A 25,446-nucleotide genomic window follows, 5' to 3' on the forward strand; every position below is an offset into this window, starting at 1 on the left:
CACAGGGGCGCCCCGGCAAATAAATATTCGATGCAGAACAGACTGTGTTTCACCCAGCTTGTTCACGCGCAACATTTTGTCGAGGCGCCAAAAGCACCTCAAAGGTCATTAAATACGAAGGACTGGAACGGCATCGTCGGCGAAAACGCAGAGTTTAGCTGAGAAACTCAAAGCTTCTGCCGGTAACCCGTACAACCTATAGACCGATCAGTGGCCTGATAGGCGTGGCCGCCAGTAAAACGGATCAGTATCCTAGCACCCTCTCGCCCGCCGACGCTAAGACCAAGCGGGCAGCCCAACAGGTTTAAAAACGAATGAATGCTCTAGCCCGCCGCGCCGCAGGCCTGCTGCTCAGCACAGTCTGCCTGCCCCTTTCGGCCCTGGCGGCCGACCCGCAACCGACCCACGAATTCACCCTCGACAACGGCTTGAAGGTCGTCGTGCGCGAAGACCATCGCGCGCCGGTGGTGGTGTCGCAGGTCTGGTACAAGGTCGGTTCCAGCTACGAAACCCCGGGCCAGACCGGTCTGTCCCACGCCCTCGAGCACATGATGTTCAAGGGCAGCGAGAAAGTCGGTCCCGGCGAAGCCTCGCTGATCCTGCGCGACCTCGGCGCCGAAGAGAACGCGTTCACCAGCGACGACTTCACTGCTTATTACCAGGTGCTGGCCCGCGACCGTCTGGGCGTGGCCTTCGAACTGGAAGCCGACCGCATGGCCAACCTGCGCCTGCCGGCTGACGAGTTCGCCAAGGAAATCGAAGTCATCAAGGAAGAGCGCCGTCTGCGCACCGACGACAAGCCGATGTCCAAGGCCTACGAGCGCTACAAGGCCATGGCCTACCCGGCCAGCGGATATCACACGCCGACCATCGGCTGGATGGCAGACCTCGAGCGGATGAAGGTCGAAGAACTGCGTCACTGGTATCAGTCCTGGTACGTGCCGAACAACGCCACGCTGGTGGTGGTCGGCGACGTGACTCCGGACGAGGTGAAGACCCTCGCCCAGCGCTACTTCGGGCCGATCCCGAAACGCGACGTGCCGCCGGCGAAAACGCCGCTGGAACTGGCCGAACCCGGCGAGCGCCAGATCACCCTGCACGTGCAGACCCAACTGCCGAGCCTGATGCTCGGCTTCAACGTCCCGAGTATCGCCACCGCCGAAGACAAACGTTCGGTCAACGCCTTGCGCCTGATTTCGGCATTGCTGGACGGCGGCTACAGCGGTCGCATCCCGACCCAACTGGAGCGCGGTGAAGAGCTGGTATCCGGCGGCTCGTCGAGCTACGACGCCTACACCCGCGGCGACAGCCTGTTCACCCTGTCGGCCACACCGAACACCCAGAAGAAAAAAACCATGGCCCAGGCGGAAGCCGGCTTGTGGAAACTGCTGGAACAGCTGAAAACCACCGCACCGTCCGCCGAAGAACTGGAGCGCGTGCGTGCGCAGGTCATCGCCGGTCTGGTCTTCGAGCGCGACTCGATCACCAGCCAGGCCACTGCCATCGGCCAGCTGGAGACCGTCGGTCTGTCGTGGAAACTGATGGACACCGAACTGGCCGATCTGGAAAGCGTCACCCCGCAAGACATCCAGAACGCCGCCAAGCTGTATTTCACCCGCGAACGTCTCAGCGTCGCCCACGTCCTGCCACTGGAGACGACTCATGAGTGAGCGCAAAACCCCACGCCTGCTGCTCGGCCTGATCGCCGTGGCCATCATCGGCTCCGCCGCGTTCTATCTGGTGCCGAGCGACAACACCAAGGCCAGCGAAGCGCTGGATAACGCCAAGTCCAGCCAGAAGCTGCAATCGCTGGCCGAACTCGACGGCAAGGCCCCGGCCAGTCGCAAGCTCGACGTGCAGACCTGGAACACCGCCGAAGGCGCCAAGGTGCTGTTCGTCGAAGCCCGCGAACTGCCGATGTTCGACATGCGCCTGATCTTCTCCGCCGGCAGCAGCCAGGACGGCAACGCGCCGGGGCTGGCCCTGCTGACCAACGCCATGCTCAACGAAGGTGTGGCGGGCAAGGATGTCGGCGCCATCGCCCAAGGTTTCGAAGGCCTGGGTGCTGATTTCGGCAACGGCGCCTATAAAGACATGGCCATCGCGTCGCTGCGCAGCCTCAGTGCTGCCGACAAACGCGAGCCAGCGCTGAAGCTGTTCTCGGAAGTGGTGGGTAAACCGACCTTCCCGGCCGACTCCTTCGCGCGCATAAAGAACCAGATGCTCGCCGGTTTCGAGTACCAGAAACAGAACCCCGGCAAGCTCGCCAGCCTGGAACTGATGAAGCGCCTGTACGGCGATCACCCGTACGCCCATTCCAGCGACGGCAACGCGCAAAGCGTGCCGAAGATCACGCTGGCGCAACTGCGTGAGTTCCACGCCAAGGCCTATGCGGCCGGCAACGTGGTGATCGCGCTGGTGGGCGATCTGTCCCGCAGTGAAGCCGAGGCGATTGCCAATCAGGTGTCCGCTGCGCTGCCAAAAGGCCCGGCGCTGGCGAAGATCGCCCAGCCGCAGGAACCGAAGGCCAGCGTCGGTCACATCGAGTTCCCGTCCAAGCAGACCAACCTGATGATCGCGCAACTGGGCATCGACCGTGATGACCCGGACTACGCCGCGCTATCGATGGGCAACCAGATCCTCGGCGGTGGCGGTTTCGGCACCCGGCTGATGAGCGAAGTCCGCGAGAAGCGCGGCTTGACCTACGGCGTGTATTCGGCCTTCAGCCCGATGCAGGCTCGCGGCCCGTTCATGATCAACCTGCAGACCCGCGCGGAAATGAGCGAAGGCACCCTGAAACTGGTGCAGGACGTGCTCGCCGACTACCTCAAGACCGGCCCGACCCAGAAAGAACTCGACGACGCCAAGCGCGAACTGGCCGGCAGCTTCCCGCTGTCCACCGCGAGCAATGCCGATATCGTCGGCCAGCTCGGCGCCATGGGTTTCTACAACCTGCCGCTGAGCTATCTCGATGACTTCATGCGTCAGTCCCAGAGCCTGACAGTCGAGCAGGTTCGCGACGTCCTGAACAAACACTTGAGCACGGACAAACTGGTCATCGTCAGCGCTGGCCCGACCGTGCCGCAAAAGCCGTTACCGGCCCCATCTGATAAACCTGCCGAGCAGCCGCTCGGGGTTCCGGAGCATTAATGGCCAGTCCAAAGAAACCTGTACAAAAACTGCACAACGGTGTGAACCAGTTGCGCATCATCGGCGGCGAATGGCGCAGCCGAAAGCTGAGCTTTCCTGATGCGCCGGGTCTGCGCCCGACGCCAGACCGGGTGCGCGAAACCCTGTTCAACTGGCTCGCGCCATACGTCGCCGGGGCCAAGGTGCTCGATCCGTTCGCCGGCAGCGGCGCACTGTTTCTGGAAGCGCTGTCCCGTGGCGCGGCAATGGGTCAGGCGCTGGATGCCAGCCATGTCGCGGTCTCCAGCCTGAAAGAACACCTCGGCACCCTGCGCTGCACCAACGGCCACGTGCAAACCGCCGACGCGCTGCGCTATCTGGAAACCCAGACCGCGACCGCGTTCGACCTGGTGTTCCTCGACCCGCCGTTCAACCAGAACCTGCTGCCCGCCGTGTGCACGCTGCTGGAAGAGCGCCAATGGCTGGCCGATGATTCGTGGATCTACACTGAAAGCGAAACCGCGCCATCGACCCTCGGCCTGCCAGGCAACTGGCGCCTGCACCGCGAGCAGAAATCCGGGCGGGTGTACTACGCGTTGTGGCAACGTATGGCAGTGATCGCCGGTTAACCGACCGGCCTGAAAAAGCGGCGAGTCTCAGCCGAGGCTCGCTGCGCTGCATCGAGAGCAATCGTGTCCCCTTCGTCTAAACCGTTCATCCCCGCCTTCGGCCTCGGCAATCCGCACCTGCAAACCTTGTGGGGGCCGCTGTGGCGCAAAACCGTGCACCTTGATCGCCAGCGCGAACGCCTGTGGCTGGACGACGGCGACTTCCTCGACCTCGACTGGCACGGCCCGCACAGCGCCGAGGCGCCATTGGTGTTGGTACTGCACGGGCTGACCGGTTCTTCCAATTCACCTTACGTCGCGGGAATCCAGGCAGCGCTCGCCGCGCAAGGCTGGGCCAGTGTTGCGCTGAACTGGCGCGGTTGCTCCGGCGAACCGAACCTGTTGCCGCGCAGCTACCATTCCGGCGCCAGCGAAGACCTCGCCGAAACCATTCGCCACCTGAAAGCCAAGCGGCCACTGGCGCCGTTGTATGCGGTCGGCTATTCCCTGGGCGGTAATGTGCTGCTCAAGCATCTGGGGGAAACCGGCAGCGCCAGCGGCGTGCTCGGTGCAGTGGCGGTGTCGGTGCCGTTTCGCCTCGATCAATGTGCCGACCGTATCGGCCAGGGTTTCTCGAAGGTCTATCAGGCGCACTTCATGCGCGAGATGGTCGCTTACATCAAGAACAAGCAGCGCCAGTTCCAGCACGATGGGCGCGAGGACGGTCTCGCCGCACTGGCTGCTCTCGGCTCGCTGGAAAACATGCGCACGTTCTGGGATTTCGATGGCCGGGTGACCGCGCCGCTGCACGGTTTCGCCGATGCCGAGGATTACTATCGCCGGGCATCGAGCCGCTATTTTCTCGGTGAGATCCGCACGCCGACCCTGATCATTCAGGCGGCGGACGACCCGTTCGTGTTTCCCCACAGCCTGCCGCAGGCCAGTGAGCTGTCGGCCACGACGCAATTCGAATTGCAGAACAAGGGCGGACACGTCGGTTTCGTTGACGGCACGCTCCGCCAACCGGGTTATTACCTGGAGCGACGGATTCCGCAGTGGCTGGCCGACGCGGGGCGCGGGTGAAGTCATGAGCGATCAGGGCGAGTCGATCCGTTTCTGGCAGGCCGCGCCTCTGGCCGGGGTCGAGCTGTTGACCGCGCGCTACATCGAGCATCGTTTCGCCCCGCACGTCCACGACGGTTATGTGATCGGCATGATCATGGCCGGCGCCCAGCGCTACCGTTATCGCGGCGCCGAACACCTGGCGGGCAGCGGCACGCTGGTGCTGATCAATCCGGACGAAGTGCATAACGGCCACAAAGGCACGGAGGACGGCTGGCTGTACCGGGCGTTTTATCCCGACACAGGGCAGATCGTCGCGCTGCTGAATGAGCTGGAACTGCCGACCGCACCGATGCCGGCTTTCGGCGCGACGCTGTATCGCGATCCGGACCTGGTCAACGGTTTCTGTCAGTTGCATCGCTTGCTGGAAAGCCCCGCCACCGCGCTGCAACAGCAAACGGTGTGGCGCGAAATGATGATGTTGCTGTTACAGCGTCACGCAGCGGTGCAGATCAACGGCAATCCCGGCAAAGAGCACCGCGCGGTGGCGATGGCCAAGGAGTTGCTGCACGCGCAACTGGCGGCGCCGCCCTCGCTGGAAGAACTGGCGGCGGCCGTGAACCTCTCGCCCTTCCACTTTGCCCGGGTGTTCCGTCGCGCCACCGGCATGCCGCCGCACAGCTGGCTGATGCAGCAGCGGATCGCCTGCGCGCGTGGCTTGTTGCAGAGCGGCTGCCTGCCGGTGGAGGTCGCCACGCAGCTGGGATTTGCCGACCAGAGCCATCTGAGCCGGCAATTCAAACAGGTTTACGGCGTGGGGCCGGCGGCCTATCGCAGCGCGCGGCTGGATCGCTGAGCGCTTATTCGCCCGTAGCGATACCGCGCGCAGGATCGTTGATCCACTCGCTCCACGATCCGGCATACAGCGAACCCAACGGATAACCCGCCAGGCACAGGGCGAACAGGTTGTGACACGCCGTCACCCCGGAGCCGCAGTAAGCCACCAGATCGTTCGGGGAACGCTCGCCGAGTTTCGCGGCGAAACGCTGCTTGAGCTGATCGGCCGGCAGGAAACGCCCGTCGCTGCCCAGGTTGTCGGTGAACGCCGCGCATTGTGCGCCGGGAATGTGCCCGGCGATCGGGTCGATCGGTTCCACTTCACCCTTGAAGCGCGGCAAGGCGCGAGCATCGAGCAGGGTCAGGGCCGGCTGGCCGAGGCGCTGCTGCAATTGCTCGGCGCTGAGCAGCAGGCTCATGTCCGGCTGGCCGCTGAAATTACCCCGGGCCGCTGACGGTGGATCAAGACTCAACGGCAGCCCCGCCGCATGCCAGGCCTTGAGCCCGCCATCGAGAATGAACACGCCGTCGCGCTTGCCCAGCCACGCCAGCAACCACCATGCCCGCGCCGCATAGGCGCCCGGGCCGTCGTCATACAAAACCACGTCGCTGTCGTTATTGATGCCGAAGGCTTGCAGGCGTTCGATCAGCGCCGCCGGCTCCGGCAGCGGATGGCGACCGGTCACACCCTTGGTCACCGGGCCGCTGAGGTCGCGTTCAAGATCGGCGAAATGTGCCCCGGCAATGTGCCCCTCGGCGTAGCTGCGCTGGCCGTAATCCGGGTCTTCGAGGGCAAAACGGCAATCGAGAATCACCAGCCCCGGTTGCGCCTTGCGGGCATCCAGTGCGGTCGGGCTGATCAGTTGCGCAATCGGCATAGCGAACGACTCCAGTGAGGAAATGGAATTACGGTCTTTCTTCGAGGGCCTGGGCCAGCGGCACGTAGAACTCTTCGAACAAGGCGTTGACTTCATCGCGGGCCTGCTCGGTGACGAACCCTGCTTCCAGCACCAGCACCTGATACACGCCACGCTTGATGGCCTGCTCGCTGAGGTGATTGGAATTCTCCCGGGTCGTGCACAGGAAGCGCACCCAAGAGGTGAGGATGATCCACGCGTTGAGGGTGAGGGATTCGATCTGCACGCGGTCCATCTTCAGGATCCCGGCGGCAACAAAGCCTTCGTAGATCGCCGCGCCCTGGATCACGCAGCGCTGGGAGAAGCGCCGATAACGCCCGGCCAGGTCCGGATCGCTGTCGAGCAGGTGCTCGAGATCGCGGTGCAGGAAACGGTAGCGCCACATCGCCGACAGCAGTTCCTTGAGATAGAAACGCTTGTCTTCGACCGTCGCGGCACGGCCCTGGGGCGGACGCAGGAAGCTGTCCACCAGGCTTTCGTACTCACTGAACAATACGGCGATGATCGCCTGCTTGTTGGGGAAGTGGTAGTACAGATTGCCCGGAGAAATCTCCATATGGGCGGCGATGTGATTGGTGCTGATGCTGCGCTCGCCCTGCTGATTGAACAGCTCGAGGCTGTTCTGCACGATGCGCTCGCTGGTTTTGATCCGTGGGGCCATGGCTTGAGCTTTAATTCAGAGTGCGTTGGGGGGCATCTTACGACCTATCCGGAACGGGATAAAACCAGGATGCGCAAGGAAGCCATTTGACTTTCTAGAGCATAGACTCTAAAAAGTTCCTCAAAACAACATCTCCGGAGCTGACAATGACTGCCGATATTGCCTACCTGCAAACGCTGCAACAGCCGCTGGAAGAGCTCAACCGGCTGTTCAACGCGCAGCGTGCCGCCTACGCCGCCAACCCGATGCCACCTGCAGCCCAGCGCCAGCAATGGCTCAAGGCCCTGTGCGATTTGCTGAGCAGCGAACGGCAGGCCCTGATCGACGCCATCAGCTCCGACTTCAGCCACCGCAGCGCCGATGAAACCCTGCTCGCCGAACTGATGCCGAGCCTGCACGGCATTCACTACGCCAGCCGGCACATCAGCCAGTGGATGAAACCTTCGCGGCGCAAAGTGGGTGTGGCTTTCCAGCCGGCATCGGCGAAAGTCGTGTATCAGCCGCTGGGCGTTGTCGGCGTCATCGTGCCGTGGAACTACCCGCTGTTCCTGGCCATCGGCCCGTTGACCGGCGCGCTCGCGGCCGGCAACCGGGTGATGCTGAAACTCAGCGAATCGACCCCGGCCACCGGCCTGCTGCTCAAGGAACTGCTGGCGCGGATCTTCCCCGAAGATCTGGTGTGCGTGGTGCTCGGCGAGGCCGATGTCGGCGTGGCGTTTTCCAAGATGCGCTTCGACCACCTGCTGTTCACCGGCTCCACCAGCGTCGGCAAGCATGTGATGCGCGCAGCGGCAGAAAACCTGACACCGGTGACCCTGGAACTGGGCGGCAAATCCCCGGCCATCGTTTCCCACGACGTACCGCTCAAGGACGCCGCCGAACGCATCGCTTTCGGCAAGACCCTCAACGCCGGCCAGACCTGCGTGGCTCCGGACTACGTGCTTGTACCGGAGGAGCGCATCGGCGGTTTCGTCGAAGCCTATCGCCAGGCGGTGCGCGGGTTTTATCCGACGCTTGCCGACAACCCGGACTACACCGCCATCATCAACGAGCGCCAACTGGCGCGGCTCAACAGCTACCTCAGCGACGCCACCAGCAAGGGCGCGCTGCTGATTCCGCTGTTCGACCAGGGCCAGGGCCGGCGCATGCCACACAGCCTGTTGCTGAATGTCAGCGACGAGATGACGGTGATGCAGGACGAAATCTTCGGCCCGCTGCTGCCGATCATGCCGTATCAGGATCTGGATCAGGCATTTGCTTACATCAATCAGCGGCCACGTCCTCTGGCTCTTTACTACTTCGGCTACGACAAGCGCGAACAGAAGCGCGTACTCAGCGAAACGCATTCCGGTGGCGTCTGCCTCAACGACACGCTGCTGCACGTGGCGCAGGACGACATGCCGTTCGGCGGCATCGGCCCGTCTGGCATGGGCCATTATCACGGGCACGAAGGTTTCCTGACGTTCAGCAAGGCCAAGGGCGTGCTGGTCAAACAGCGCTTCAACGCGGCGAAGCTGATCTACCCGCCGTACGGCAAATCGATTCAGAAACTGATCCAGAAACTGTTCATTCGCTAACGTCACCGCCGGGTAATAACAACAATGCACCCAAGCCTGACCGAAACACCTGCCCTGTCGCGCCGTGGCCTGCTGAAATTCAGCCTGGGCGCCACGGCTTTTCTCGCCACCGCCGGCCTTGGTGCCAGCCTGAGTGGCTGTTCGTCGAGCGTATCGGCCAACGGATTCACCACGTTGCGCAGCGGTGATCTGCTGTTTCTGCGCGCGCTGATTCCGGTGATGCTGGATGGCGCCGTTGCTGCGGAAAAGCTGCCCGCCGCTGTCGATGGAACCCTGAAGTCGCTGGATTACAGCCTCGATCACCTGTCGCCGGAAATGCTCAAGCTCACCCGGCAACTGTTCGATGTGCTGGGCATGGCGGTGACGCGCGGGCCATTGACCGGAATCTGGGGCAGTTGGGAAAACGCCAGCCCCGAGGCGATCCGTCACTTTCTAGAACGCTGGGAAAACAGCTCGCTGAGCCTGCTGCGCATGGGCCACAGCTCATTGCTGCAAATGGTGATGATGGCCTGGTACACCCGCGCCGAATCCTGGGCCCATTGCGGTTACCCCGGCCCGCCCGCCGTTTGAGCCTGGCGACCCACGCAAAACAATAATAAGAGAACCTGATCGATGCCCGTACCCGACCCGTTTCGCGAAGGCCTTGCCCGTGGCTGGAAAACCTACAACGGCGCGCAACTCACCGATGACCTGACCCTGGAAGCCGACGTCGCCATTATCGGCAGCGGCGCCGGTGGTGGCACCACCGCGGAAATCCTCAGCGCCGCCGGCTATAAAGTGCTGCTGATCGAAGAAGGCCCGCTCAAGACCAGCAGCGATTTCAAACTGCTGGAAGACCAGGCCTACAGCAGCCTCTATCAGGAAGGTATCGGCCGCATGAGCAAGGATGGCGCGATCACCATCCTTCAGGGCCGCGCGGTCGGCGGCACCACGCTGATCAACTGGACATCGAGTTTTCGCACGCCCGAGCCGACCCTCGAACACTGGGCCAAAGAACACAACGTCAAAGGCCACAGCCCCGCCGACATGGCGCCGTGGTTCGAAAAAATGGAGCAGCGTCTCGGCGTCGCCCCGTGGATGGTGCCGCCCAACGCCAACAACGACGTGATCCGCAAAGGCTGCGAACAGCTCGGCTACAGCTGGCACGTGATCCCGCGCAACGTGCGCGGCTGCTGGAATCTCGGCTACTGTGGCATGGGCTGCCCGACCAACGCCAAGCAATCGATGATGGTCACGACCATTCCGGCAACGTTGGAAAAGGGTGGTGAGCTGCTTTATCTGGCCCGGGCCGAAAAGCTGTTGATCAGCGGCGAAAAGGTCACCGGCCTGCAATGCATGGCGATGGACGAACGTTGCGTCGAGCCGACTGGACGCACGATCACCGTCAAGGCGCGGCATTACGTGCTGGCCGGCGGCGGGATCAACAGCCCGGCGCTGCTGATGCGTTCGGATGCACCGGATCCGCACAAACGGCTGGGCAAGCGCACTTTCCTGCATCTGGTGAACATGTCCGCAGGGCGTTTCGACGAGGTGATCAACCCGTTCTACGGTGCGCCGCAGTCGATCTACTCGGACCATTTCCAGTGGAAGGACGGCACTACCGGCCCGATGGCCTACAAACTCGAAGTACCGCCGCTGCACCCGGCGCTGGCCGCCACGTTGCTCGGTGGTTTCGGTCAGGAAAGCGCGCAACACATGGCGAACCTGCCGCATACCCACGCGATGCTCGCCCTGCTGCGCGACGGTTTTCACCCGGATAGCCAGGGCGGCAGCGTCGAATTGCGCGGTGACGGCTCGCCGGTGCTCGACTATCAGGTGTCGCCTTACACCTGGGAGGGTTTGCGCCGGTCTTTCCACAGCATGGCCGAGATCCAGTTCGCCGGCGGCGCCAAAGCGGTGATGCCGATGCACGCCGATGCCCGCTACGTGAACAGCCTGGCCGAGGCCCGCTCGTTGATCGACAGCCTGAGTCTGGAGCTGTATCGCACCCGCCTGGGCAGCGCTCACGTCATGGGCGGTTGCGCCATGGGCGAGGACCCGAAAACAGCCGTCACCGACAGCCTCGGCCGCCATCATCAACTGAGCAATCTGTCGATTCATGACGGCTCTTTGTTCCCCACCAGCATCGGCGCCAACCCGCAGTTGTCGGTGTATGGTCTGACGGCGCAACTGGCGACATCTCTCGGCGAACGGTTGAGAAACCCGTGAAAAAGGCGAAAATTCCGATCGTCTATAGTGCTTTCTTACCCAACAGGCGACTTTCCCGACCGGGACGGCTGCGATACCATCCGACTCCCCAACGGATTCCCGCCAGGACGACGCGATGAACCGAGTGTTGTACCCAGGTACCTTCGACCCTATTACCAAGGGCCATGGCGATCTGGTCGAACGCGCCTCGCGCCTGTTCGACCACGTGATCATCGCCGTCGCCGCCAGCCCCAAGAAGAATCCGCTGTTCCCGCTGGAACAACGGGTCGAGCTGGCCCGCGAGGTCACCAAACACCTGCCGAACGTGGAAGTGGTCGGCTTCTCGACGCTGCTGGCGCATTTCGCCAAAGAGCAGAACGCCAACGTGTTCCTGCGTGGCCTGCGCGCGGTGTCGGACTTCGAATACGAATTCCAGCTGGCCAACATGAACCGCCAGTTGGCCCCGGATGTGGAGAGCCTGTTTCTCACCCCGTCCGAGCGTTATTCGTTCATTTCCTCGACCCTGGTGCGGGAAATCGCGGCCCTGGGCGGCGATATCAGCAAGTTCGTCCACCCGGCGGTGGCCGAAGCCCTGACCCTGCGCTTCAAGAAGTAACGACCGTTCAAACGGCGCCCGCGTGCACTACGGGCGCCAATGCGGCACAATTGCGCGCATTGATTCATAGCGCCCGGGCTCCCCGCCCCGGCTGGAGTTAGCATGTCCCTGATCATCACCGACGATTGCATCAACTGCGACGTCTGCGAACCCGAGTGCCCGAACGCCGCCATTTCCCAAGGCGAAGAGATCTACGTGATCGACCCGAACCTGTGCACCCAGTGCGTCGGCCACTACGACGAGCCGCAGTGCCAGCAGGTCTGCCCGGTGGATTGCATTCCACTGGACGAAGCTCATCCGGAGACTGAAGAACAGTTGATGGAGAAGTACCGCAAGATCACCGGCAAGGCTTGAGCCACTGAATACGATCGCAGCTCCCGGCTGCGATCGCGTCATTCGCGCTGCTCGAATCCCTCCCCTGTGCAGCCCAGGCATCGCACGAACGCCGCTTTCGCCGGCGCCACCACCAGCGCCTCCCCCGCATCGCCAATCCCGCCACCCAGCGCGGTGAACGGCAACGACACCACGAACGCCCCGGCACCGATCACCGTTGCCACCACCAGCAATGGTCGGGCAATCAGCAGATCGCCGAGCATGGCGTAGGCCGGCGGATTCTGGATGGCGTAACGCGGATCACCGCTGCCGCCTTCCGTGGCCTGAACGGTCAGGCTGAAGCACAGCAGCAGGGCGACGATGAGGGTTTGCAAGGACTTCATGGCACGATCCTTCGAGCTGAACAGTGAGACAACTCACTATAGACCGTAGGACTTTTTCGGAGTCTTTGCTCAGCTCTGGCAGCGCGGGCACCAGACGCTCGCGCGCTGACCGAGCTTCATTTCCCGCAGGCCCGTTCCGCAGACCTTGCAGTGCTCGCCGCCGCGACCGTAGACAAACAGTTCCTGCTGGAAATACCCCGGCTGCCCGTCGCCACCGATGAAATCACGCAACGTGGTGCCGCCGCGCTCGATGGCGGCAGCGAGGATGCGTTTGATCTCGATCGCCAGCTTCAAATAGCGCGCCCGGGAAATGCCTTTGGCTTCGCGACGCGGATCGATACCGGCGGCGAACAGTGCTTCGGTCGCGTAGATATTGCCGACCCCCACCACCACCGCGTTGTCCATGATGAACGGCTTGACCGCCATCGAACGCCCGCGCGACAGCTGATACAAGCGCTCGCCATCGAACAGATCGGTCAACGGCTCCGGGCCCAGGCGAATCAGCAATTCGTGATTGAGCGGGTCGGTGCTCCAGAGCATCGCCCCGAAACGCCGCGGATCGGTGTAGCGCAGGGCCAGGCCCGACTCCAGTTCGATATCGACATGCTCATGCTTGGCCGCCGGCATCCCGACCTCAACCAGCCGCAGGTTTCCCGACATGCCCAAGTGGCTGATCAGCGTGCCGACCTCGGCGTTGATCAGCAGATACTTGGCGCGCCGCTCGACCAGCACAATGCGCTGCCCGGACAGCCGCACATCAAGGTCTTCGGGAATCGGCCAGCGCAAACGCCGGTCACGCACGATCACCCGGCTGACACGCTGGCCTTCCAGGTGCGGGGCAATACCGCGGCGGGTGGTTTCGACTTCCGGCAATTCAGGCATGAGTGTCTCGAATCAAGGGTCTTTTTAAATCAGTGCGCGCCAAGTTCGCGGATAGTCTGCTTCAACGTTTCAAAGTCGTAATCCGAGAGGCCGATGTATTCCAGTACCAGCGGCCCGACGGCCTGCCATTCGAAATCTTCGGTCTGGTTGCCCAACACCCGGTAGGACGCGCAGATGTGCTCGGCCATTTTCAGGATCGCCAGCAGGTTTTTCATCTGGCTGTTGCGCGAGGTCTCGTCGTTGAAGATCGCCAAGGCATTGTGATGGTTGGCGATCGCAGCGCTGACGTGTTCCGGGAGGCGCCACGACTTGGCGGTGTAGTAACCGACCACCGAGTGATTGGTGTTGTAGACGTCGTTCTCGGTGTCCACGACCCGGCGCTCGGCACTCGCATTGGCATAGGCCGTCTCCAGCGTGGTCATGTAGTCGGGGAAACGCTGAAGCATCAGCGGCACGCCGCAATCATGGAAAAGACCCAAGGCATAAGCCTCGTCGCTCGCCTCGGTGCCAACGCGCTTGGCCAGGGTCAGGCAGGTCATGGCCACGTCCTGGGCGGTGTCCCAGAAACGGTTGAGGGTGACGATGGTGTCATCGTTCATTTCGCCCTTGATCGACATCGCGTTGATCAGATTGATGATCGAGCGACTGCCCAACAGATTCACCGCGCGCTTGATCGAGGTGATCTTGTTGCTCAGGCCGTAATAGGGCGAATTGACGATTTTCAGCAGCGAGCCGGACAGGCCAGGATCCTGGGAGATCAGCTTGGCGATCGTCTCCAGGTCGGGGTCGGGCATGTACTGCTCCATTTGCAGATCCACCATGATCTGCGGCTGCGCGGGCACGCTGATGCCTTGCAGGGACTGTTGAATCTGTTCGGTGGTCAGCTCTTGGGACATAAGTACACACTCTGGGACAGGCCGCGATTCTAACCTCTAAAAACCGACGGACGACACACCAGTGGGCAATTCGCAGGAACTTTCACTTTCCACCAGCCTTCGGAATCTGTAGTGCCCGGAGCAGTTCCCCATCTGTCGCGGGCAGTAATTCCAACAGACTCAGGAGCTTAACGATGGCCACTTCTCTCAGCGGCAAGCGCGTCGCTTTTCTGGTAACCGACGGTTTCGAGCAGGTTGAACTGACTGGCCCCAAAAAGGCACTGGAGCAGGCGGGAGCGCAGGTTGACATCCTCTCCGCCGAAGCCGGCAGCGTCAAAGGCTGGAATCACGATAAACCTGCGGACGACTTCAAGGTCGACCAGACCTTCCAGGGCGCAAGCATCGATCAATACGATGCCGTGGTGCTCCCGGGCGGTGTGCAGAACTCTGACACCATCCGCATCGACCAGGACGCCCAGCACCTGGTCAAGACCGGTGCGTCCGCCGGCAAGCCGATCGCAGTGATCTGTCATGGCAGCTGGCTGCTGATTTCGGCAGGGCTGGTCAATGGCAAGACCATGACCAGCTACAAGACCGTCAAGGACGATCTGGTGAATGCGGGGGCGAACTGGGTTGATCAGGAGGTAGTAAAAGACGGCCACCTGATCAGCAGCCGCCAGCCGGACGATATTCCGGCGTTCAGCAATGCGCTGATCGACGCGCTGTCGGCATAGAGCATAAGCGTATGGATACGGGGCGGGCCTGCTCGTGATGAGGTCAGCCGCGTTTCATCGCACGCCAAACCCGGCATAAGGCGCAACACGGTATACTCCCGCTCTTTTTTCCGGAGCGACGTCATGTCCCTGCCTAGCTTGCGCCTCAAAGCCAACGCCGACCGTCGCCTGCGCGCCGGTCACCTGTGGATCTACAGCAACGAAATCGACGTGGCCGCGACCCCGTTGCACGGCTTCAAGGCCGGCGACCAGGCGATCCTCGAAGCCGCCAGCGGCAAGCCGCTGGGCATCGTCGCCATGAGCCCGAACAACCTGATCTGCGCGCGTCTGCTGTCGCGCGACATCAAGCTGCCGCTGGACAAGTCGCTGCTGGTGCATCGCCTGAACGTAGCCCTGTCGCTGCGCGAGCGCCTGTTCGACAAGCCGTTCTATCGTCTGGTCTACGGCGATTCCGACCTGCTGCCGGGTCTGGTGGTCGACCGTTTCGGCGACATCCTCGTGGTGCAGATCGCCTCGGCGACCATGGAAGCCCATAAAGATGACGTGATCGCGGCACTGACCCAGGTGCTCAAGCCAAGCGGCATCCTGTTCAAGAACGACTCCGCCGCGCGCGATGCCGAAGGCCTCGAGCGTTACACCGAAACCGTGTTCGGCGTGGTGCCGGAGTGGGTAGCGCTGGAAGAGAACGGCGTGAAGTTCGAAGCGCCAGTGGTTCAAGGTCAGAAAACCGGCTGGTTCTACGACCACCGCATGAACCGCGCCCGCCTGGCCCCTTACGCCAAAGGCAAACGCGTACTGGACCTCTACAGCTACATCGGTGGCTGGGGTGTGCAAGCGGCCGCATTCGGCGCCAGCGAAGTGTTCTGCGTCGACGCATCGGGCTTCGCCCTCGACGGCGTTGAGCGTAACGCCGCACTGAACGGCTTCGCCGACAAGATGACCTGTATCGAAGGCGACGTGTTCGAAGCCCTGAAAGAACTCAAGGCCAGCGAAGAGCGCTTCGACGTGATCGTTGCCGACCCGCCTGCGTTCATCAAGCGCAAGAAAGACCTGAAGAACGGTGAAGGCGCCTACCGTCGCCTGAACGAGCAAGCCATGCGCCTGCTCACCAAGGACGGCATCCTGTTCAGCGCTTCGTGCTCGATGCACCTGCCGGAAGACGACCTGCAGAACATCCTGCTGACCAGCGCCCGTCACCTGGACCGCAATATCCAGCTGCTGGAGCGTGGCGGTCAGGGTCCGGATCACCCGGTACACCCGGCCATCCCGGAAACCCGCTACATCAAGAGCATCACCTGCCGCCTGCTGCCGAACAGCTAACGGTATCGATGCGTATAAAGAAGGGGAGCCTGGGGCTCCCCTTCTTTTTGCCTTTAACGTTGCTTTCCTACACTTATTGTCCTGCAGACTTGCAGGATATTTCCGCGAATACTTTATTTACTGAAATTTAACTTACACACCCATTTCCAGCCAAAGATCACTCCGACAAAATTACTGGATTATTCCTACTTAATATTTGCTTGCGATTAATCCATTACAAACTATTATTAAGTCGTCGCCACGGAGGTGACACCAACTAACCACGAAGCAGCAACGAACAAGGAGTTCAATCATGAAAGCAATTACTCTGGAATCCCGCACCCTCGCAAATCTGGCTTTTCTGGTCGCACCTAAAGCCCGTTAAGTAAGGTGGGCGCTGGGTATAGCCGGCTACCCAGCGCCTCTGACAAAGCACCTATCCAGAGCAGCGTGCCCCAACATGCATATAAATCCTTATTTATTCATACTGCCACGAACGCCCGGCCAGATAGTCTGGAACTACAAAGACCATACTCAACATGAACTTGATCTTGAATATTCCTCCCGACTGGCGCAACTTGTCCACAACCCTGACTTATACGACAACAGCAACATAATAGATACACAGCTTTTAAATGCAGGAATACTGACTTCTTATAAAATCCCGGCGCCTGCCTGGGGCTGGGATGAACTGTCCAGGATCTACCATATCGGGACTCGGGACATTCCTTGCGAACACACTCCCCGAAACATTCAGGAATGGTCCAGGCAATATCTCGAACACTGCAACAAAGTGCTTGCCACTCCCCCGCCAGCCGACATCCCTGTGGATACCCGTCCGAACGCACTCATCGCCCTGCCCAAGCCGCTGGCACTGAATGACGACAGCCTGTCGAATTCACTGACCCGGCGAAAGACCTGCCGATCCTTCACTGGCGCTGCCGTGCCGCTGGATGATGTGGGCACCTCGCTTTACCTTTCACTCGGTTACCTGGGAGAACGCGAAACCGACTGCGACGACAGCATCGCCGAAGGACTGGGCGCGCGGCGCAGCAGCCCTTCCGGCGGTGGCCTTAATGCCTGCGCCGGGTTCGTGTTTGTACAGAACGTCGACGGACTGGCACCCGGCGTGTATGCCTACCACCCCGCCGATCACGCCCTGAGCTTCATCAACCCTTTGCCCGACACCGCGCCCGGCAATCTGCTGGGGGGGCAGCATTTCATCAACAACCTGCCATTGGGGCTGTTCATCACCGCCCGCTTCGACCGGCTCTGGTGGAAATACCCGCACTCGCGCGCCTATCGAATGGCGTTCATCGAAGCCGGGCACCTTTCGCAAACGTTTCAACTGGTGGCGACAGCGCTCGGCATGAACACCTGGCTCACAGGCGCGTTTTCCGATGAGCAGGTCGAAGCGTTGCTGAAGCTCGAAAACAGTGCGGAACAACCCTTGTTCTTTGTCGGTTGCGGGGAAAGCGACGGTCAGGCGATGTGTCAGGAAATGCGTGACCTGCTGCGTGAGGCACAACCATGAGCGCCCTGGCCCCGGAACCGGTCTTTCAGTTCACCCTGAGCGACTGGAACAGCCGCGCCTCCGTTCGCGCCAGCCCCCACGATTACCGCTTGCCGGAAAACGTGCAGGAACAACTGGAGACCCGGCACTGGTTTCCGCCGGCATTCCTACCTTATCTAACCCACCCGGCGATTGAAGCAGCGGGCCGTTCGATGCTGCACCGGCTTACGGCCCGGCATCTGGTGCACTTTCTCGACTACACCACGCTGCTCGAACACCGGATCGTCAATCGCTCCGTCGAAACCATCGTGCATGGCGAACTGCCGGTCGAGGTACCGACGTCGATGAAAACCGCCGCGCTCCAGCTCTACACCGACGAGGGCTATCACGCCCTGTTTTCCAGTCAGGTGGCAGAGCAGATCGCCAGCCTCTACGCCATCACCGGGCGACCCGTGATGCCCAGACGCATCACCCGGATGAACCTGCTGGTCGCACGCACAAGGCAGGAGCAACGGCCGCTGGCGTGCTTTCTTCTGGGCTTCGTCTCGGAAACCATCATTGCCCGTGAACTGCTGGATGTCTGCCGCGACAGCCTGGTGTCCGGCGTCAACGACATGTTGCGCGATCACCTCACCGACGAAGCGCGCCACAGCCGCTATTTCACCGAAGTGTTCCACTACCTCTGGTTGCACCTGAACCCGCGACAGCGAACGTTCACCGCGACGACCTTGCTCGACATTCTGGAAATCTTCTTCGAAGTGGATGAGCACTGGCTGCAGGAAAGCCTCTGTGGCGCGGGCATTGCAAATACGACGGTGACGGACATTCTCGGCACGATGACATCGACCCAGGCCAGTCGACGGCGGGCACGCGCCGGCAGCCTCGCTACGTTGAACGCATTGAAGAAAGCCGGATTTTTCGCCGAACCTCAAAACCAGACACTATTTGCCAGGGCGGGACTGATCGATGGATGACGGACAATCTGTGGTGACCCGACGACAGCGGCGCGGGGCTGTCAGTCTTTTGCTGGCAATGGTGTTGCTCGGCGTCTTTCCACTGGATGTCCTGCTGCCTTCGTTCCCGGCACTGGCCGAACACTTTCGCCGCACCCCGGCGGACATCGCCCTGTCGATCAGCCTGTTTGCGGTCGGAATTGCCTTCGCCCAGTTGCTGATCGGGCCGCTGTCGGATGTGATCGGACGCAAGGGGCTGCTGCTCGCCGGCATGAGCGTTTCCATACTCGGCGCCCTCGGTTGCGTGATGACCTCGGACTATTCGCTGTTTCTGATGTTCCGGGTGTTGCAGGCGCTGGGCTGCGGTTGCTTCGTGCTGTCACAGGCGCTGGTGCAGGACCTGTTCGAAGGCGAAGAACGTGACCGCCTACGGATTTTAATGGTCACCGCCGGCGGGATTTTCATCTCGATATCGCCGCTGGCTGGCACCTTTCTTCAGGCGACATTGGGCTGGCGCGGCAGCTTCTGGGTGTTCATCGCATTATCAGCCGCAGTGCTGCTCAAGGCCTGGCTGTTTCTGGAGAACACCCGACCTACCGCCACTGGCACACGTACGAACTTCCTCACGGCCTATCGACGGGTTCTGGGAGATTTCGACTTCGTCGGTTACTGGCTGATTTCAGCGTTTGCATTCGCCTGCCATTTCTCATTCATCGTGATCTCGCCGCTGATCTTCATGGATCGGCTGCAACTGTCCGCTTACGAATTTTCGTTGATCCTGCTGATCTACGGTGCGGCCTACGTCACCGGGGGGATCCTCGCCAGCGTGCTGAGCAGGCGCATCAACAGCGGCCAGCAGATGGTCGTCGGCCTGAGCCTGATCCTGTTCGCCGGCGTGACCATGCTGTACCTGTCGTCGAACTTTGCACTGGCTCCGGCGACCGTGCTGATCCCGATGCTGATCTGCACCGCCGGCACCACCATTGCCCGGCCGGCCGCCACGTCCCGGGCCATGAGTCTGTTTCCGGAAAACGCCGGCACGTCGGCCTCGGCCGGCAGCACGATCATTTTCATCTGCGGCGGCTTGATCAGTGCCTTGATCAGCCTGAGCCCGACCAATCTGCAATCCACGCTGGGCTACAGCTTCGTGATACTCAGCGGGGTGGCACTGGCGTTGAACGCGCGGATCAGTCGCCGCAGCGATCTCGTGGGGCAACCGGACAGCGATTAATCCTGCCGGTCGTCATCCCGCACGCTTCGTCAGCACTGGAACAACGCTTTGCGCCATTCCCTCCTGACGCCAGCGGTGTAGAATCGCGAGATTCATCGCCATTCATCCCCGGCGGGTTTATGAGCTCAGGCTGAGACCAGCGGCGATCCCGCAACGTCATCGGCAACATCAGGACACACGGCCATTTCTGAGTGTTCCAGACGTCAATAGAAGCTCACTCCCTTTTGATACCTGATTAGCCGCCCGGAGTGCTCCATGCCAGATTACCGCTCGAAAACATCCACCCACGGCCGCAACATGGCCGGCGCCCGCGCACTGTGGCGCGCCACCGGGATGAAAGATGACGACTTCAAGAAGCCGATCATCGCCATTGCCAACTCCTTCACCCAGTTCGTACCGGGCCACGTTCACCTGAAGGACCTGGGCCAACTGGTTGCCCGTGAGATCGAACGCGCTGGCGGCGTTGCAAAAGAATTCAACACCATCGCCGTTGACGACGGCATCGCCATGGGCCACGACGGCATGCTCTATTCGCTGCCGAGCCGCGAGATCATCGCCGACTCCGTCGAGTACATGGTCAACGCCCACTGCGCCGACGCCATCGTCTGCATCTCGAACTGCGACAAGATCACCCCCGGCATGCTGATGGCCGCCCTGCGCCTGAACATCCCGGTGATCTTCGTCTCCGGCGGCCCGATGGAAGCCGGCAAGACCAAACTGGCCAGCCACGGTCTCGACCTCGTCGACGCCATGGTGATCGCCGCCGACTCCAGCGCTTCTGACGAGAAGGTTGCCGAGTACGAGCGCAGCGCCTGCCCGACCTGCGGTTCGTGCTCCGGCATGTTCACCGCCAACTCGATGAACTGCCTGACCGAAGCCCTGGGCCTCGCACTGCCGGGCAACGGTTCGACCCTGGCCACCCACAGCGATCGCGAGCAGCTGTTCCTGCAGGCCGGCCGCACCATCGTCGAACTGTGCAAACGCTACTACGGCGAGAACGACGAGTCGGTACTGCCGCGCAACATCGCCAACTTCAAGGCGTTCGAGAACGCGATGATGCTCGACATCGCCATGGGCGGTTCGACCAACACCATCCTGCACTTGCTGGCCGCGGCCCAGGAAGCCGAGATCAACTTCGACCTGCGCGACATCGATCGTCTGTCGCGCAAGGTGCCGCAGCTGTGCAAGGTCGCGCCGAACATCCAGAAGTACCACATGGAAGACGTGCACCGCGCCGGCGGCATCTTCAGCATCCTCGGTTCGCTGGCCCGTGGCGGCCTGCTGCACACCGACCTGCCGACCGTGCACAGCCGCAGCATGGAAGAAGCCATCGCCAAGTGGGACATCACCCAGACCGACGATGAAGCCGTGCACCATTTCTTCAAGGCAGGCCCGGCCGGCATTCCGACGCAAACCGCGTTCAGCCAGTCGACCCGTTGGGAAACCCTGGACGACGACCGTGAAAACGGTTGCATCCGCAGCTTTGAACACGCCTATTCGAAAGAAGGCGGCCTGGCCGTGCTGTACGGCAACATCGCCCTGGACGGCTGCGTGGTGAAAACCGCCGGTGTTGACGAGTCGATCCACGTGTTCGAAGGCAACGCCAAGATCTTCGAAAGCCAGGACAGCGCCGTGCGCGGCATCCTCGCCGACGAAGTGAAGGAAGGCGACATCGTCATCATTCGCTACGAAGGCCCGAAAGGCGGCCCGGGCATGCAGGAAATGCTCTACCCGACCTCGTACCTGAAATCCAAAGGCCTGGGCAAAGCCTGCGCCCTGCTGACCGATGGCCGTTTCTCCGGCGGCACTTCCGGTCTGTCCATCGGCCACGCTTCGCCAGAGGCTGCGGCCGGCGGCGCGATCGGTCTGGTACAGGACGGCGACAAGGTGCTGATCGACATTCCGAACCGCTCGATCAACCTGTTGATCAGCGATGAAGAACTGGCGGCACGCCGGGTCGAGCAGGACAAGAAAGGCTGGAAACCGGTCGAACAGCGTCCACGCAAAGTGACCACCGCCCTCAAGGCCTACGCCCTGCTGGCGACCAGCGCCGACAAGGGTGCCGTGCGCAACAAGGCGATGCTCGACGGGCTGTAATGCTTAACCGTCGCGCATAAAAATGCCCCGCCAAGTGCGGGGCATTTTTTTGCCTTCAGGTTTTGATCGTTCCCACGCTCCCGCGTGGGAATGCCTCAAGGGACGCTCTGCGTCCAGTGACGCGGAGCGTCACGGGCTGCATTCCCACGCAGAGCGTGGGAACGATCATCGCGCTCTGCTCGGGAGCAATCACCGTAGCAATTACTGGATTTCTTCAGGTTTGACGATCACCCAGTTCTTGTCCGCCGTCACCGGCAGACCTTCTTTCGCCTGGGCCGCCGCGTGCTTGGCCATCATGCCCTGAATCTGGGTCATGTACTTGTCCTTGCGGTTGACCCACAGGTGAATGCCGCCCTTGGCCACGTCCACATCGTGGAACAGCATGTAGCCGTCGCTGGTCGGCGTGTCGCCACCCACCAGTACCGGTTTTTTCCATTCGTCGATGTAGGTCAGGATCGCCGCGTGCTTGCCGGCCATCCAGGTCGCCGGGGTCCACAGGTACGGAGTCAACTCGAGGCCGAGGTTGGCCTTCTCGTCATATTTGCCGGCGGTGATCTGCTTGCGCGCGGTGGTCAGTTCGCCAGTCTCGCGGTTCTTCAACAACGTGGTCACGCCGATCACGTTCTGCGGTTTGACGTTGTAGCCATACTTCGGATCGGCCGCGACCATGCGCACCAGTTCTTCGGAGGCGGCGGTCATCACGTAGACCTCGATGCCGTTCTCCATCAGTTTGTTGTACAGCTCTTTCTGGCCAGTGAAGATCTTCGGCGGATTCACATCCAGATTCTTGACCACGTCACCTTCGTAATAAGTCGCCGGCACCGGTTTGCCCGAGGCCATCAGCTCATCGACGTAGCCCTTGAGTTCCTTGAGGGTGAAGCCGGAAAACACCTGCGCCACCCATGGGTAGCAGACCATGTCGTCGACTTCGCAGAGGCGGTAGTAGTAACTGAACAGGCTTTCCTTGTGGTCGGCGGTGTCCTTGAACGGCATCAGTTTCAGGGAGGGGTCGAGCTTGTCCCGGGTGATCAGGCCCTTGTTTTCCATGAACGGCAGCAACGACTCTTCGAGGTCGTAGCGGTAACTGGTGTTGTCCATGTCGAACACCGCGTAGTTACCTTTGTTGGCGTTGGCGGCGATCATCGCGTCCAGTGCCTTGGCCTGATCCGCGGGCCAGTGTTTCAGGTCGGTGGCGAACGCCTGAGTGGCCAAGCCCATCCCCACAGTCAGTGCGACAGCCAGAAATTTCGGTGCAAACTTCATTGGCGCTTCTCCCTGGGTCAAAGAAATCGACGCTAACAAATAAATGTGACAGTCCCCGTCTGTCAGCGACCGTCCACGTCCGTTTCGCGCCAGTTGCATCCCCGAGAACGACACCCGCTTATTCCAAAAACGACGGACGACCTTTGATTTCGGTATTAAATCATTGGAAATCAAACTGTTAGGCTTGCCGGTTCGCAACAGCCCCGGAAGGTTGTTGGCACAGTCTTTTCTGGAGTCCTCATGAATCTGCCCCTGATTCTCAACTTGCTGGTGTTCCTCGCCCTGCTCTTCGGCCTGGCGCAAACCCGTCATACCTCGTGGAGCCTGGCGAAAAAAGTCCTGCTCGCGCTGGTGCTGGGCGTGGCGTTCGGCGTCGCGCTGCACACGATTTACGGTGCCGGCAACCCGGTGCTGAAAGCCTCGATCGGCTGGTTCGATCTGGTCGGCAACGGTTACGTGCAACTGCTGCAAATGATCGTGATCCCGCTGGTGTTCGCCTCGATCCTCAGCGCCGTGGCCCGTCTGCACAACGCATCGTCGCTGGGCAAGATCAGCTTCCTGACCATCGGCACGCTGCTGTTTACCACCGCAATTGCGGCGCTGATCGGCATCGGCCTGACCAACCTGTTCGGCCTGACCGCCGAAGGTCTGGTCGCCGGCACGCAGGAAATGGCCCGTCTGCAAACCATTCAGACCGACTACGCCGGCAAGGTCGCCGACCTGAATGTGCCGCAACTGCTGCTGTCGTTCATCCCGCAGAACCCGTTCGCCGACCTGGCGCGGGCCAAGCCGACCTCGATCATCAGCGTGGTGATTTTCGCTGCGTTCCTGGGGGTTGCCGCGCTGCAACTGCTCAAGGATGACGTCGAGAAAGGTCAGAAAGTGATCAACGCCATCGACACCCTGCAAGCCTGGGTGATGCGTCTGGTGCGTCTGGTGATGAAGCTGACCCCGTACGGCGTGCTGGCGCTGATGACCAAAGTGGTGGCCGGTTCCAACCTGCAGGACATCATCAAGCTCGGCAGTTTCGTGGTGGTGTCGTACCTCGGTCTGGGCCTGATGTTCTTGGTACACGGTCTGCTGGTGTCGGCGGCCGGGATCAACCCGCTGCGTTTCTTCCGCAAGATCTGGCCGGTGCTGACATTTGCGTTCACCAGCCGCTCCAGCGCCGCGAGCATTCCGCTGAGCATCGAAGCGCAGACCCGTCGTCTGGGCATTCCGCAATCGGTGGCAAGCTTCGCTGCTTCGTTCGGCGCGACCATCGGCCAGAACGGCTGCGCCGGTCTGTACCCGGCGATGTTGGCGGTGATGGTTGCGCCAACCGTCGGCATCAACCCGCTGGATCCGCTGTGGATCGCGACGCTGGTGGCGATTGTGACCCTGAGTTCGGCCGGTGTGGCCGGCGTGGGTGGCGGTGCGACCTTCGCCGCGCTGATCGTGCTGCCGGCCATGGGCTTGCCGGTTTCGCTGGTGGCGTTGCTGATTTCGGTCGAGCCGCTGATCGACATGGGTCGCACAGCGCTGAACGTGAGCGGTTCGATCACCGCTGGCGCGATTACCAGCCAGGTGATGCAGCAGACCGACAAGGCACTGCTGGATGCCGATGAGCATGCGCAGCTAGCGAGCTAGCCAGCTGCAAGCTGCAAGCTGCAAGCTGCAAGCTGCAAGAAGAGCATTCCAGCTTTTACTTGCGGCTTGCAGCTCGAAGCTTGTAGCTATCTTCTTTCCCAGACTTCGAAGTTGTAAGCCGGTTTGTCGCCTTCAGCCGGATTCGGCACGTTCGACACCAGTGTCCACTGGTTCAGATCGAACTCCGGAAACCACGCATCCCCTTCCGGGCTCAACGCCACACGGGTCAGATACAAACGATCCGCCTGCGCCAGCCCCTGCGCATACAATTGCGCCCCGCCAATCAGCATCAACTCGTCGACGCCCTGCTCTTTCGCCCACGCTTCGGCGCGAACCACGGCGGCTTCCAGCGACGGATAGACTTCCGCGCCCTCCAGCACCAGACCGGCCTGACGGCTGACCACGATATTCAGACGGCCCGGCAACGGACGACCCAGCGAATCCCAGGTCTTGCGGCCCATGATGATCGGCTTGCCGAGCGTCGTGGCCTTGAAGTATTTGAAGTCCCCCGGCAGGTGCCAGGGCATGCTGTTGTCGACGCCGATCACGCGGTTTTCACCGAGGGCTGCGATCAGGCTGAGGGGGAGTGATTTAGTCATGCCGGCGAGGATACCAGAGCCGCCCTTACCCCGATAAGCGCCACAGCGGTTATGCTCACGG

Annotated in this window: 24 protein-coding genes; 17 read left to right on the top strand and 7 right to left on the bottom strand. The window is 61.5% G+C overall.

Annotated elements, in window-relative coordinates:
• Nucleotides 1-314 precede the first annotated feature (314 nt).
• The 5 genes from ABFB52_RS27615 (at nucleotide 315) to ABFB52_RS27635 (ending at nucleotide 5,655) form a co-directional block, all read left to right on the top strand.
• Nucleotides 315-1,670, top strand: coding sequence for a pitrilysin family protein (locus tag ABFB52_RS27615; RefSeq protein ID WP_102685784.1), 1,356 nt, complete (start codon nucleotides 315-317; stop codon nucleotides 1,668-1,670).
• Nucleotides 1,663-3,150, top strand: a complete 1,488-nt coding sequence (locus ABFB52_RS27620; RefSeq protein ID WP_085746698.1) for a pitrilysin family protein — start codon at nucleotides 1,663-1,665, stop codon at nucleotides 3,148-3,150. Before ABFB52_RS27615 ends, ABFB52_RS27620 begins: the two co-directional genes overlap by 8 nt.
• The gene (rsmD, locus tag ABFB52_RS27625) at nucleotides 3,150-3,758 is read left to right on the top strand and encodes a 16S rRNA (guanine(966)-N(2))-methyltransferase RsmD (protein WP_007953401.1); all 609 of its coding nucleotides are present in this window, start codon (nucleotides 3,150-3,152) and stop codon (nucleotides 3,756-3,758) included. The genes ABFB52_RS27620 and rsmD overlap by 1 nt, the downstream gene beginning before the upstream one ends.
• 63 nt (nucleotides 3,759-3,821) lie before the next feature.
• Complete coding sequence (locus ABFB52_RS27630) at nucleotides 3,822-4,820, top strand: hydrolase (RefSeq protein ID WP_085746699.1); 999 nt, start codon at nucleotides 3,822-3,824, stop codon at nucleotides 4,818-4,820.
• A 4-nt stretch (nucleotides 4,821-4,824) separates the two neighbouring features.
• On the top strand, nucleotides 4,825-5,655 hold the full coding sequence (locus ABFB52_RS27635) for an AraC family transcriptional regulator (protein WP_102716712.1): 831 nt from the start codon (nucleotides 4,825-4,827) through the stop codon (nucleotides 5,653-5,655).
• A 4-nt stretch (nucleotides 5,656-5,659) separates the two neighbouring features.
• Here ABFB52_RS27635 and ABFB52_RS27640 read toward each other — a convergent pair whose 3' ends face one another.
• Together ABFB52_RS27640 and ABFB52_RS27645 are read right to left on the bottom strand one after the other, a co-directional pair.
• On the bottom strand, nucleotides 5,660-6,514 hold the full coding sequence (locus tag ABFB52_RS27640; RefSeq protein ID WP_085746701.1) for a sulfurtransferase: 855 nt from the start codon (nucleotides 6,512-6,514) through the stop codon (nucleotides 5,660-5,662).
• A 28-nt stretch (nucleotides 6,515-6,542) separates the two neighbouring features.
• Nucleotides 6,543-7,214, bottom strand: coding sequence for a TetR/AcrR family transcriptional regulator (locus ABFB52_RS27645; protein WP_007953407.1), 672 nt, complete (start codon nucleotides 7,212-7,214; stop codon nucleotides 6,543-6,545).
• 146 nt (nucleotides 7,215-7,360) lie between these two features.
• On the opposite strand from ABFB52_RS27645, the gene ABFB52_RS27650 reads away from it, so the two are divergent.
• From ABFB52_RS27650 to ABFB52_RS27670, 5 genes are all read left to right on the top strand, one after another.
• Nucleotides 7,361-8,791, top strand: coding sequence for a coniferyl aldehyde dehydrogenase (locus ABFB52_RS27650; protein ID WP_129972249.1), 1,431 nt, complete (start codon nucleotides 7,361-7,363; stop codon nucleotides 8,789-8,791).
• 24 nt (nucleotides 8,792-8,815) lie between these two features.
• Nucleotides 8,816-9,361: a twin-arginine translocation pathway signal protein gene (locus ABFB52_RS27655; protein ID WP_085746703.1), complete on the top strand. Its 546-nt coding sequence runs from the start codon at nucleotides 8,816-8,818 to the stop codon at nucleotides 9,359-9,361.
• A gap of 42 nt (nucleotides 9,362-9,403) precedes the next feature.
• Entirely contained in the window at nucleotides 9,404-10,999 is a 1,596-nt protein-coding gene (locus ABFB52_RS27660; protein WP_129972250.1) for a GMC family oxidoreductase, read from the top strand.
• Nucleotides 11,000-11,114: 115 nt separating this feature from the next.
• Complete coding sequence (gene coaD, locus ABFB52_RS27665; RefSeq protein WP_007953414.1) at nucleotides 11,115-11,594, top strand: pantetheine-phosphate adenylyltransferase; 480 nt, start codon at nucleotides 11,115-11,117, stop codon at nucleotides 11,592-11,594.
• Between the two features lie 102 nt (nucleotides 11,595-11,696).
• Nucleotides 11,697-11,948 (top strand): YfhL family 4Fe-4S dicluster ferredoxin, encoded by a 252-nt coding sequence (locus ABFB52_RS27670; RefSeq protein WP_003195146.1) that lies wholly within the window; start codon nucleotides 11,697-11,699, stop codon nucleotides 11,946-11,948.
• Between the two features lie 38 nt (nucleotides 11,949-11,986).
• Here ABFB52_RS27670 and ABFB52_RS27675 read toward each other — a convergent pair whose 3' ends face one another.
• From ABFB52_RS27675 to ABFB52_RS27685, 3 genes are all read right to left on the bottom strand, one after another.
• Nucleotides 11,987-12,310 (bottom strand): hypothetical protein, encoded by a 324-nt coding sequence (locus ABFB52_RS27675; protein WP_007953415.1) that lies wholly within the window; start codon nucleotides 12,308-12,310, stop codon nucleotides 11,987-11,989.
• A gap of 69 nt (nucleotides 12,311-12,379) precedes the next feature.
• The gene (mutM, locus tag ABFB52_RS27680; protein WP_007953423.1) at nucleotides 12,380-13,192 is read right to left on the bottom strand and encodes a bifunctional DNA-formamidopyrimidine glycosylase/DNA-(apurinic or apyrimidinic site) lyase; all 813 of its coding nucleotides are present in this window, start codon (nucleotides 13,190-13,192) and stop codon (nucleotides 12,380-12,382) included.
• A 29-nt stretch (nucleotides 13,193-13,221) separates the two neighbouring features.
• Nucleotides 13,222-14,034 carry an HDOD domain-containing protein gene (locus ABFB52_RS27685; RefSeq protein WP_165369518.1) on the bottom strand — a complete coding sequence of 271 codons (813 nt, stop codon included), beginning with the start codon at nucleotides 14,032-14,034 and terminating at the stop codon, nucleotides 13,222-13,224.
• Nucleotides 14,035-14,261: 227 nt separating this feature from the next.
• On the opposite strand from ABFB52_RS27685, the gene ABFB52_RS27690 reads away from it, so the two are divergent.
• From ABFB52_RS27690 to ilvD, 6 genes are all read left to right on the top strand, one after another.
• Entirely contained in the window at nucleotides 14,262-14,801 is a 540-nt protein-coding gene (locus tag ABFB52_RS27690; RefSeq protein ID WP_085746705.1) for a type 1 glutamine amidotransferase domain-containing protein, read from the top strand.
• 123 nt (nucleotides 14,802-14,924) lie between these two features.
• A complete protein-coding gene (locus ABFB52_RS27695) occupies nucleotides 14,925-16,121 on the top strand; it encodes a class I SAM-dependent rRNA methyltransferase (RefSeq protein ID WP_129972251.1) in 1,197 nt (398 codons plus the stop codon).
• 439 nt (nucleotides 16,122-16,560) lie between these two features.
• Complete coding sequence (locus ABFB52_RS27700) at nucleotides 16,561-17,634, top strand: SagB family peptide dehydrogenase (RefSeq protein ID WP_129972252.1); 1,074 nt, start codon at nucleotides 16,561-16,563, stop codon at nucleotides 17,632-17,634.
• On the top strand, nucleotides 17,631-18,587 hold the full coding sequence (locus ABFB52_RS27705) for a diiron oxygenase (RefSeq protein WP_129972253.1): 957 nt from the start codon (nucleotides 17,631-17,633) through the stop codon (nucleotides 18,585-18,587). Before ABFB52_RS27700 ends, ABFB52_RS27705 begins: the two co-directional genes overlap by 4 nt.
• Entirely contained in the window at nucleotides 18,580-19,797 is a 1,218-nt protein-coding gene (locus ABFB52_RS27710) for a multidrug effflux MFS transporter (RefSeq protein ID WP_102716705.1), read from the top strand. The genes ABFB52_RS27705 and ABFB52_RS27710 overlap by 8 nt, the downstream gene beginning before the upstream one ends.
• 255 nt (nucleotides 19,798-20,052) lie before the next feature.
• Nucleotides 20,053-21,894, top strand: coding sequence for a dihydroxy-acid dehydratase (gene ilvD, locus ABFB52_RS27715; protein WP_085746710.1), 1,842 nt, complete (start codon nucleotides 20,053-20,055; stop codon nucleotides 21,892-21,894).
• Between the two features lie 201 nt (nucleotides 21,895-22,095).
• Here ilvD and ABFB52_RS27720 read toward each other — a convergent pair whose 3' ends face one another.
• A complete protein-coding gene (locus ABFB52_RS27720) occupies nucleotides 22,096-23,157 on the bottom strand; it encodes a phosphorylcholine phosphatase (protein ID WP_085605918.1) in 1,062 nt (353 codons plus the stop codon).
• Between the two features lie 240 nt (nucleotides 23,158-23,397).
• Here ABFB52_RS27720 and ABFB52_RS27725 point away from each other — a divergent pair, with 240 nt between their 5' ends.
• Entirely contained in the window at nucleotides 23,398-24,786 is a 1,389-nt protein-coding gene (locus tag ABFB52_RS27725; RefSeq protein WP_129972254.1) for an L-cystine transporter, read from the top strand.
• 86 nt (nucleotides 24,787-24,872) lie between these two features.
• Here ABFB52_RS27725 and ABFB52_RS27730 read toward each other — a convergent pair whose 3' ends face one another.
• Nucleotides 24,873-25,385 (bottom strand): dihydrofolate reductase, encoded by a 513-nt coding sequence (locus ABFB52_RS27730; RefSeq protein ID WP_039767902.1) that lies wholly within the window; start codon nucleotides 25,383-25,385, stop codon nucleotides 24,873-24,875.
• Between the last annotated feature and the right edge of the window lie 61 nt (nucleotides 25,386-25,446).

This window comes from Pseudomonas sp. 9.2(2024) (assembly GCF_039695385.1).
Taxonomy (GTDB): domain Bacteria; phylum Pseudomonadota; class Gammaproteobacteria; order Pseudomonadales; family Pseudomonadaceae; genus Aquipseudomonas; species Aquipseudomonas paraglycinae.

Bases quoted from the DNA above. Each gene is read 5' to 3' on its own strand.
- ABFB52_RS27615 (WP_102685784.1), top strand. From the start codon at position 315: ATGAATGCTCTAGCCCGCCGCGCCGCAGGCCTGCTGCTCAGCACAGTC.
- ABFB52_RS27620 (WP_085746698.1), top strand. From the start codon at position 1,663: ATGAGTGAGCGCAAAACCCCACGCCTGCTGCTCGGCCTGATCGCCGTG.
- rsmD (WP_007953401.1), top strand. From the start codon at position 3,150: ATGGCCAGTCCAAAGAAACCTGTACAAAAACTGCACAACGGTGTGAAC.
- ABFB52_RS27635 (WP_102716712.1), top strand. From the start codon at position 4,825: ATGAGCGATCAGGGCGAGTCGATCCGTTTCTGGCAGGCCGCGCCTCTG.
- ABFB52_RS27640 (WP_085746701.1), bottom strand. From the start codon at position 6,514: ATGCCGATTGCGCAACTGATCAGCCCGACCGCACTGGATGCCCGCAAG.
- ABFB52_RS27645 (WP_007953407.1), bottom strand. From the start codon at position 7,214: ATGGCCCCACGGATCAAAACCAGCGAGCGCATCGTGCAGAACAGCCTC.
- ABFB52_RS27650 (WP_129972249.1), top strand. From the start codon at position 7,361: ATGACTGCCGATATTGCCTACCTGCAAACGCTGCAACAGCCGCTGGAA.
- ABFB52_RS27655 (WP_085746703.1), top strand. From the start codon at position 8,816: ATGCACCCAAGCCTGACCGAAACACCTGCCCTGTCGCGCCGTGGCCTG.
- ABFB52_RS27660 (WP_129972250.1), top strand. From the start codon at position 9,404: ATGCCCGTACCCGACCCGTTTCGCGAAGGCCTTGCCCGTGGCTGGAAA.
- coaD (WP_007953414.1), top strand. From the start codon at position 11,115: ATGAACCGAGTGTTGTACCCAGGTACCTTCGACCCTATTACCAAGGGC.
- ABFB52_RS27670 (WP_003195146.1), top strand. From the start codon at position 11,697: ATGTCCCTGATCATCACCGACGATTGCATCAACTGCGACGTCTGCGAA.
- ABFB52_RS27675 (WP_007953415.1), bottom strand. From the start codon at position 12,310: ATGAAGTCCTTGCAAACCCTCATCGTCGCCCTGCTGCTGTGCTTCAGC.
- mutM (WP_007953423.1), bottom strand. From the start codon at position 13,192: ATGCCTGAATTGCCGGAAGTCGAAACCACCCGCCGCGGTATTGCCCCG.
- ABFB52_RS27690 (WP_085746705.1), top strand. From the start codon at position 14,262: ATGGCCACTTCTCTCAGCGGCAAGCGCGTCGCTTTTCTGGTAACCGAC.
- ABFB52_RS27695 (WP_129972251.1), top strand. From the start codon at position 14,925: ATGTCCCTGCCTAGCTTGCGCCTCAAAGCCAACGCCGACCGTCGCCTG.
- ABFB52_RS27700 (WP_129972252.1), top strand. From the start codon at position 16,561: ATGCATATAAATCCTTATTTATTCATACTGCCACGAACGCCCGGCCAG.
- ABFB52_RS27705 (WP_129972253.1), top strand. From the start codon at position 17,631: ATGAGCGCCCTGGCCCCGGAACCGGTCTTTCAGTTCACCCTGAGCGAC.
- ABFB52_RS27710 (WP_102716705.1), top strand. From the start codon at position 18,580: ATGGATGACGGACAATCTGTGGTGACCCGACGACAGCGGCGCGGGGCT.
- ilvD (WP_085746710.1), top strand. From the start codon at position 20,053: ATGCCAGATTACCGCTCGAAAACATCCACCCACGGCCGCAACATGGCC.
- ABFB52_RS27720 (WP_085605918.1), bottom strand. From the start codon at position 23,157: ATGAAGTTTGCACCGAAATTTCTGGCTGTCGCACTGACTGTGGGGATG.
- ABFB52_RS27725 (WP_129972254.1), top strand. From the start codon at position 23,398: ATGAATCTGCCCCTGATTCTCAACTTGCTGGTGTTCCTCGCCCTGCTC.
- ABFB52_RS27730 (WP_039767902.1), bottom strand. From the start codon at position 25,385: ATGACTAAATCACTCCCCCTCAGCCTGATCGCAGCCCTCGGTGAAAAC.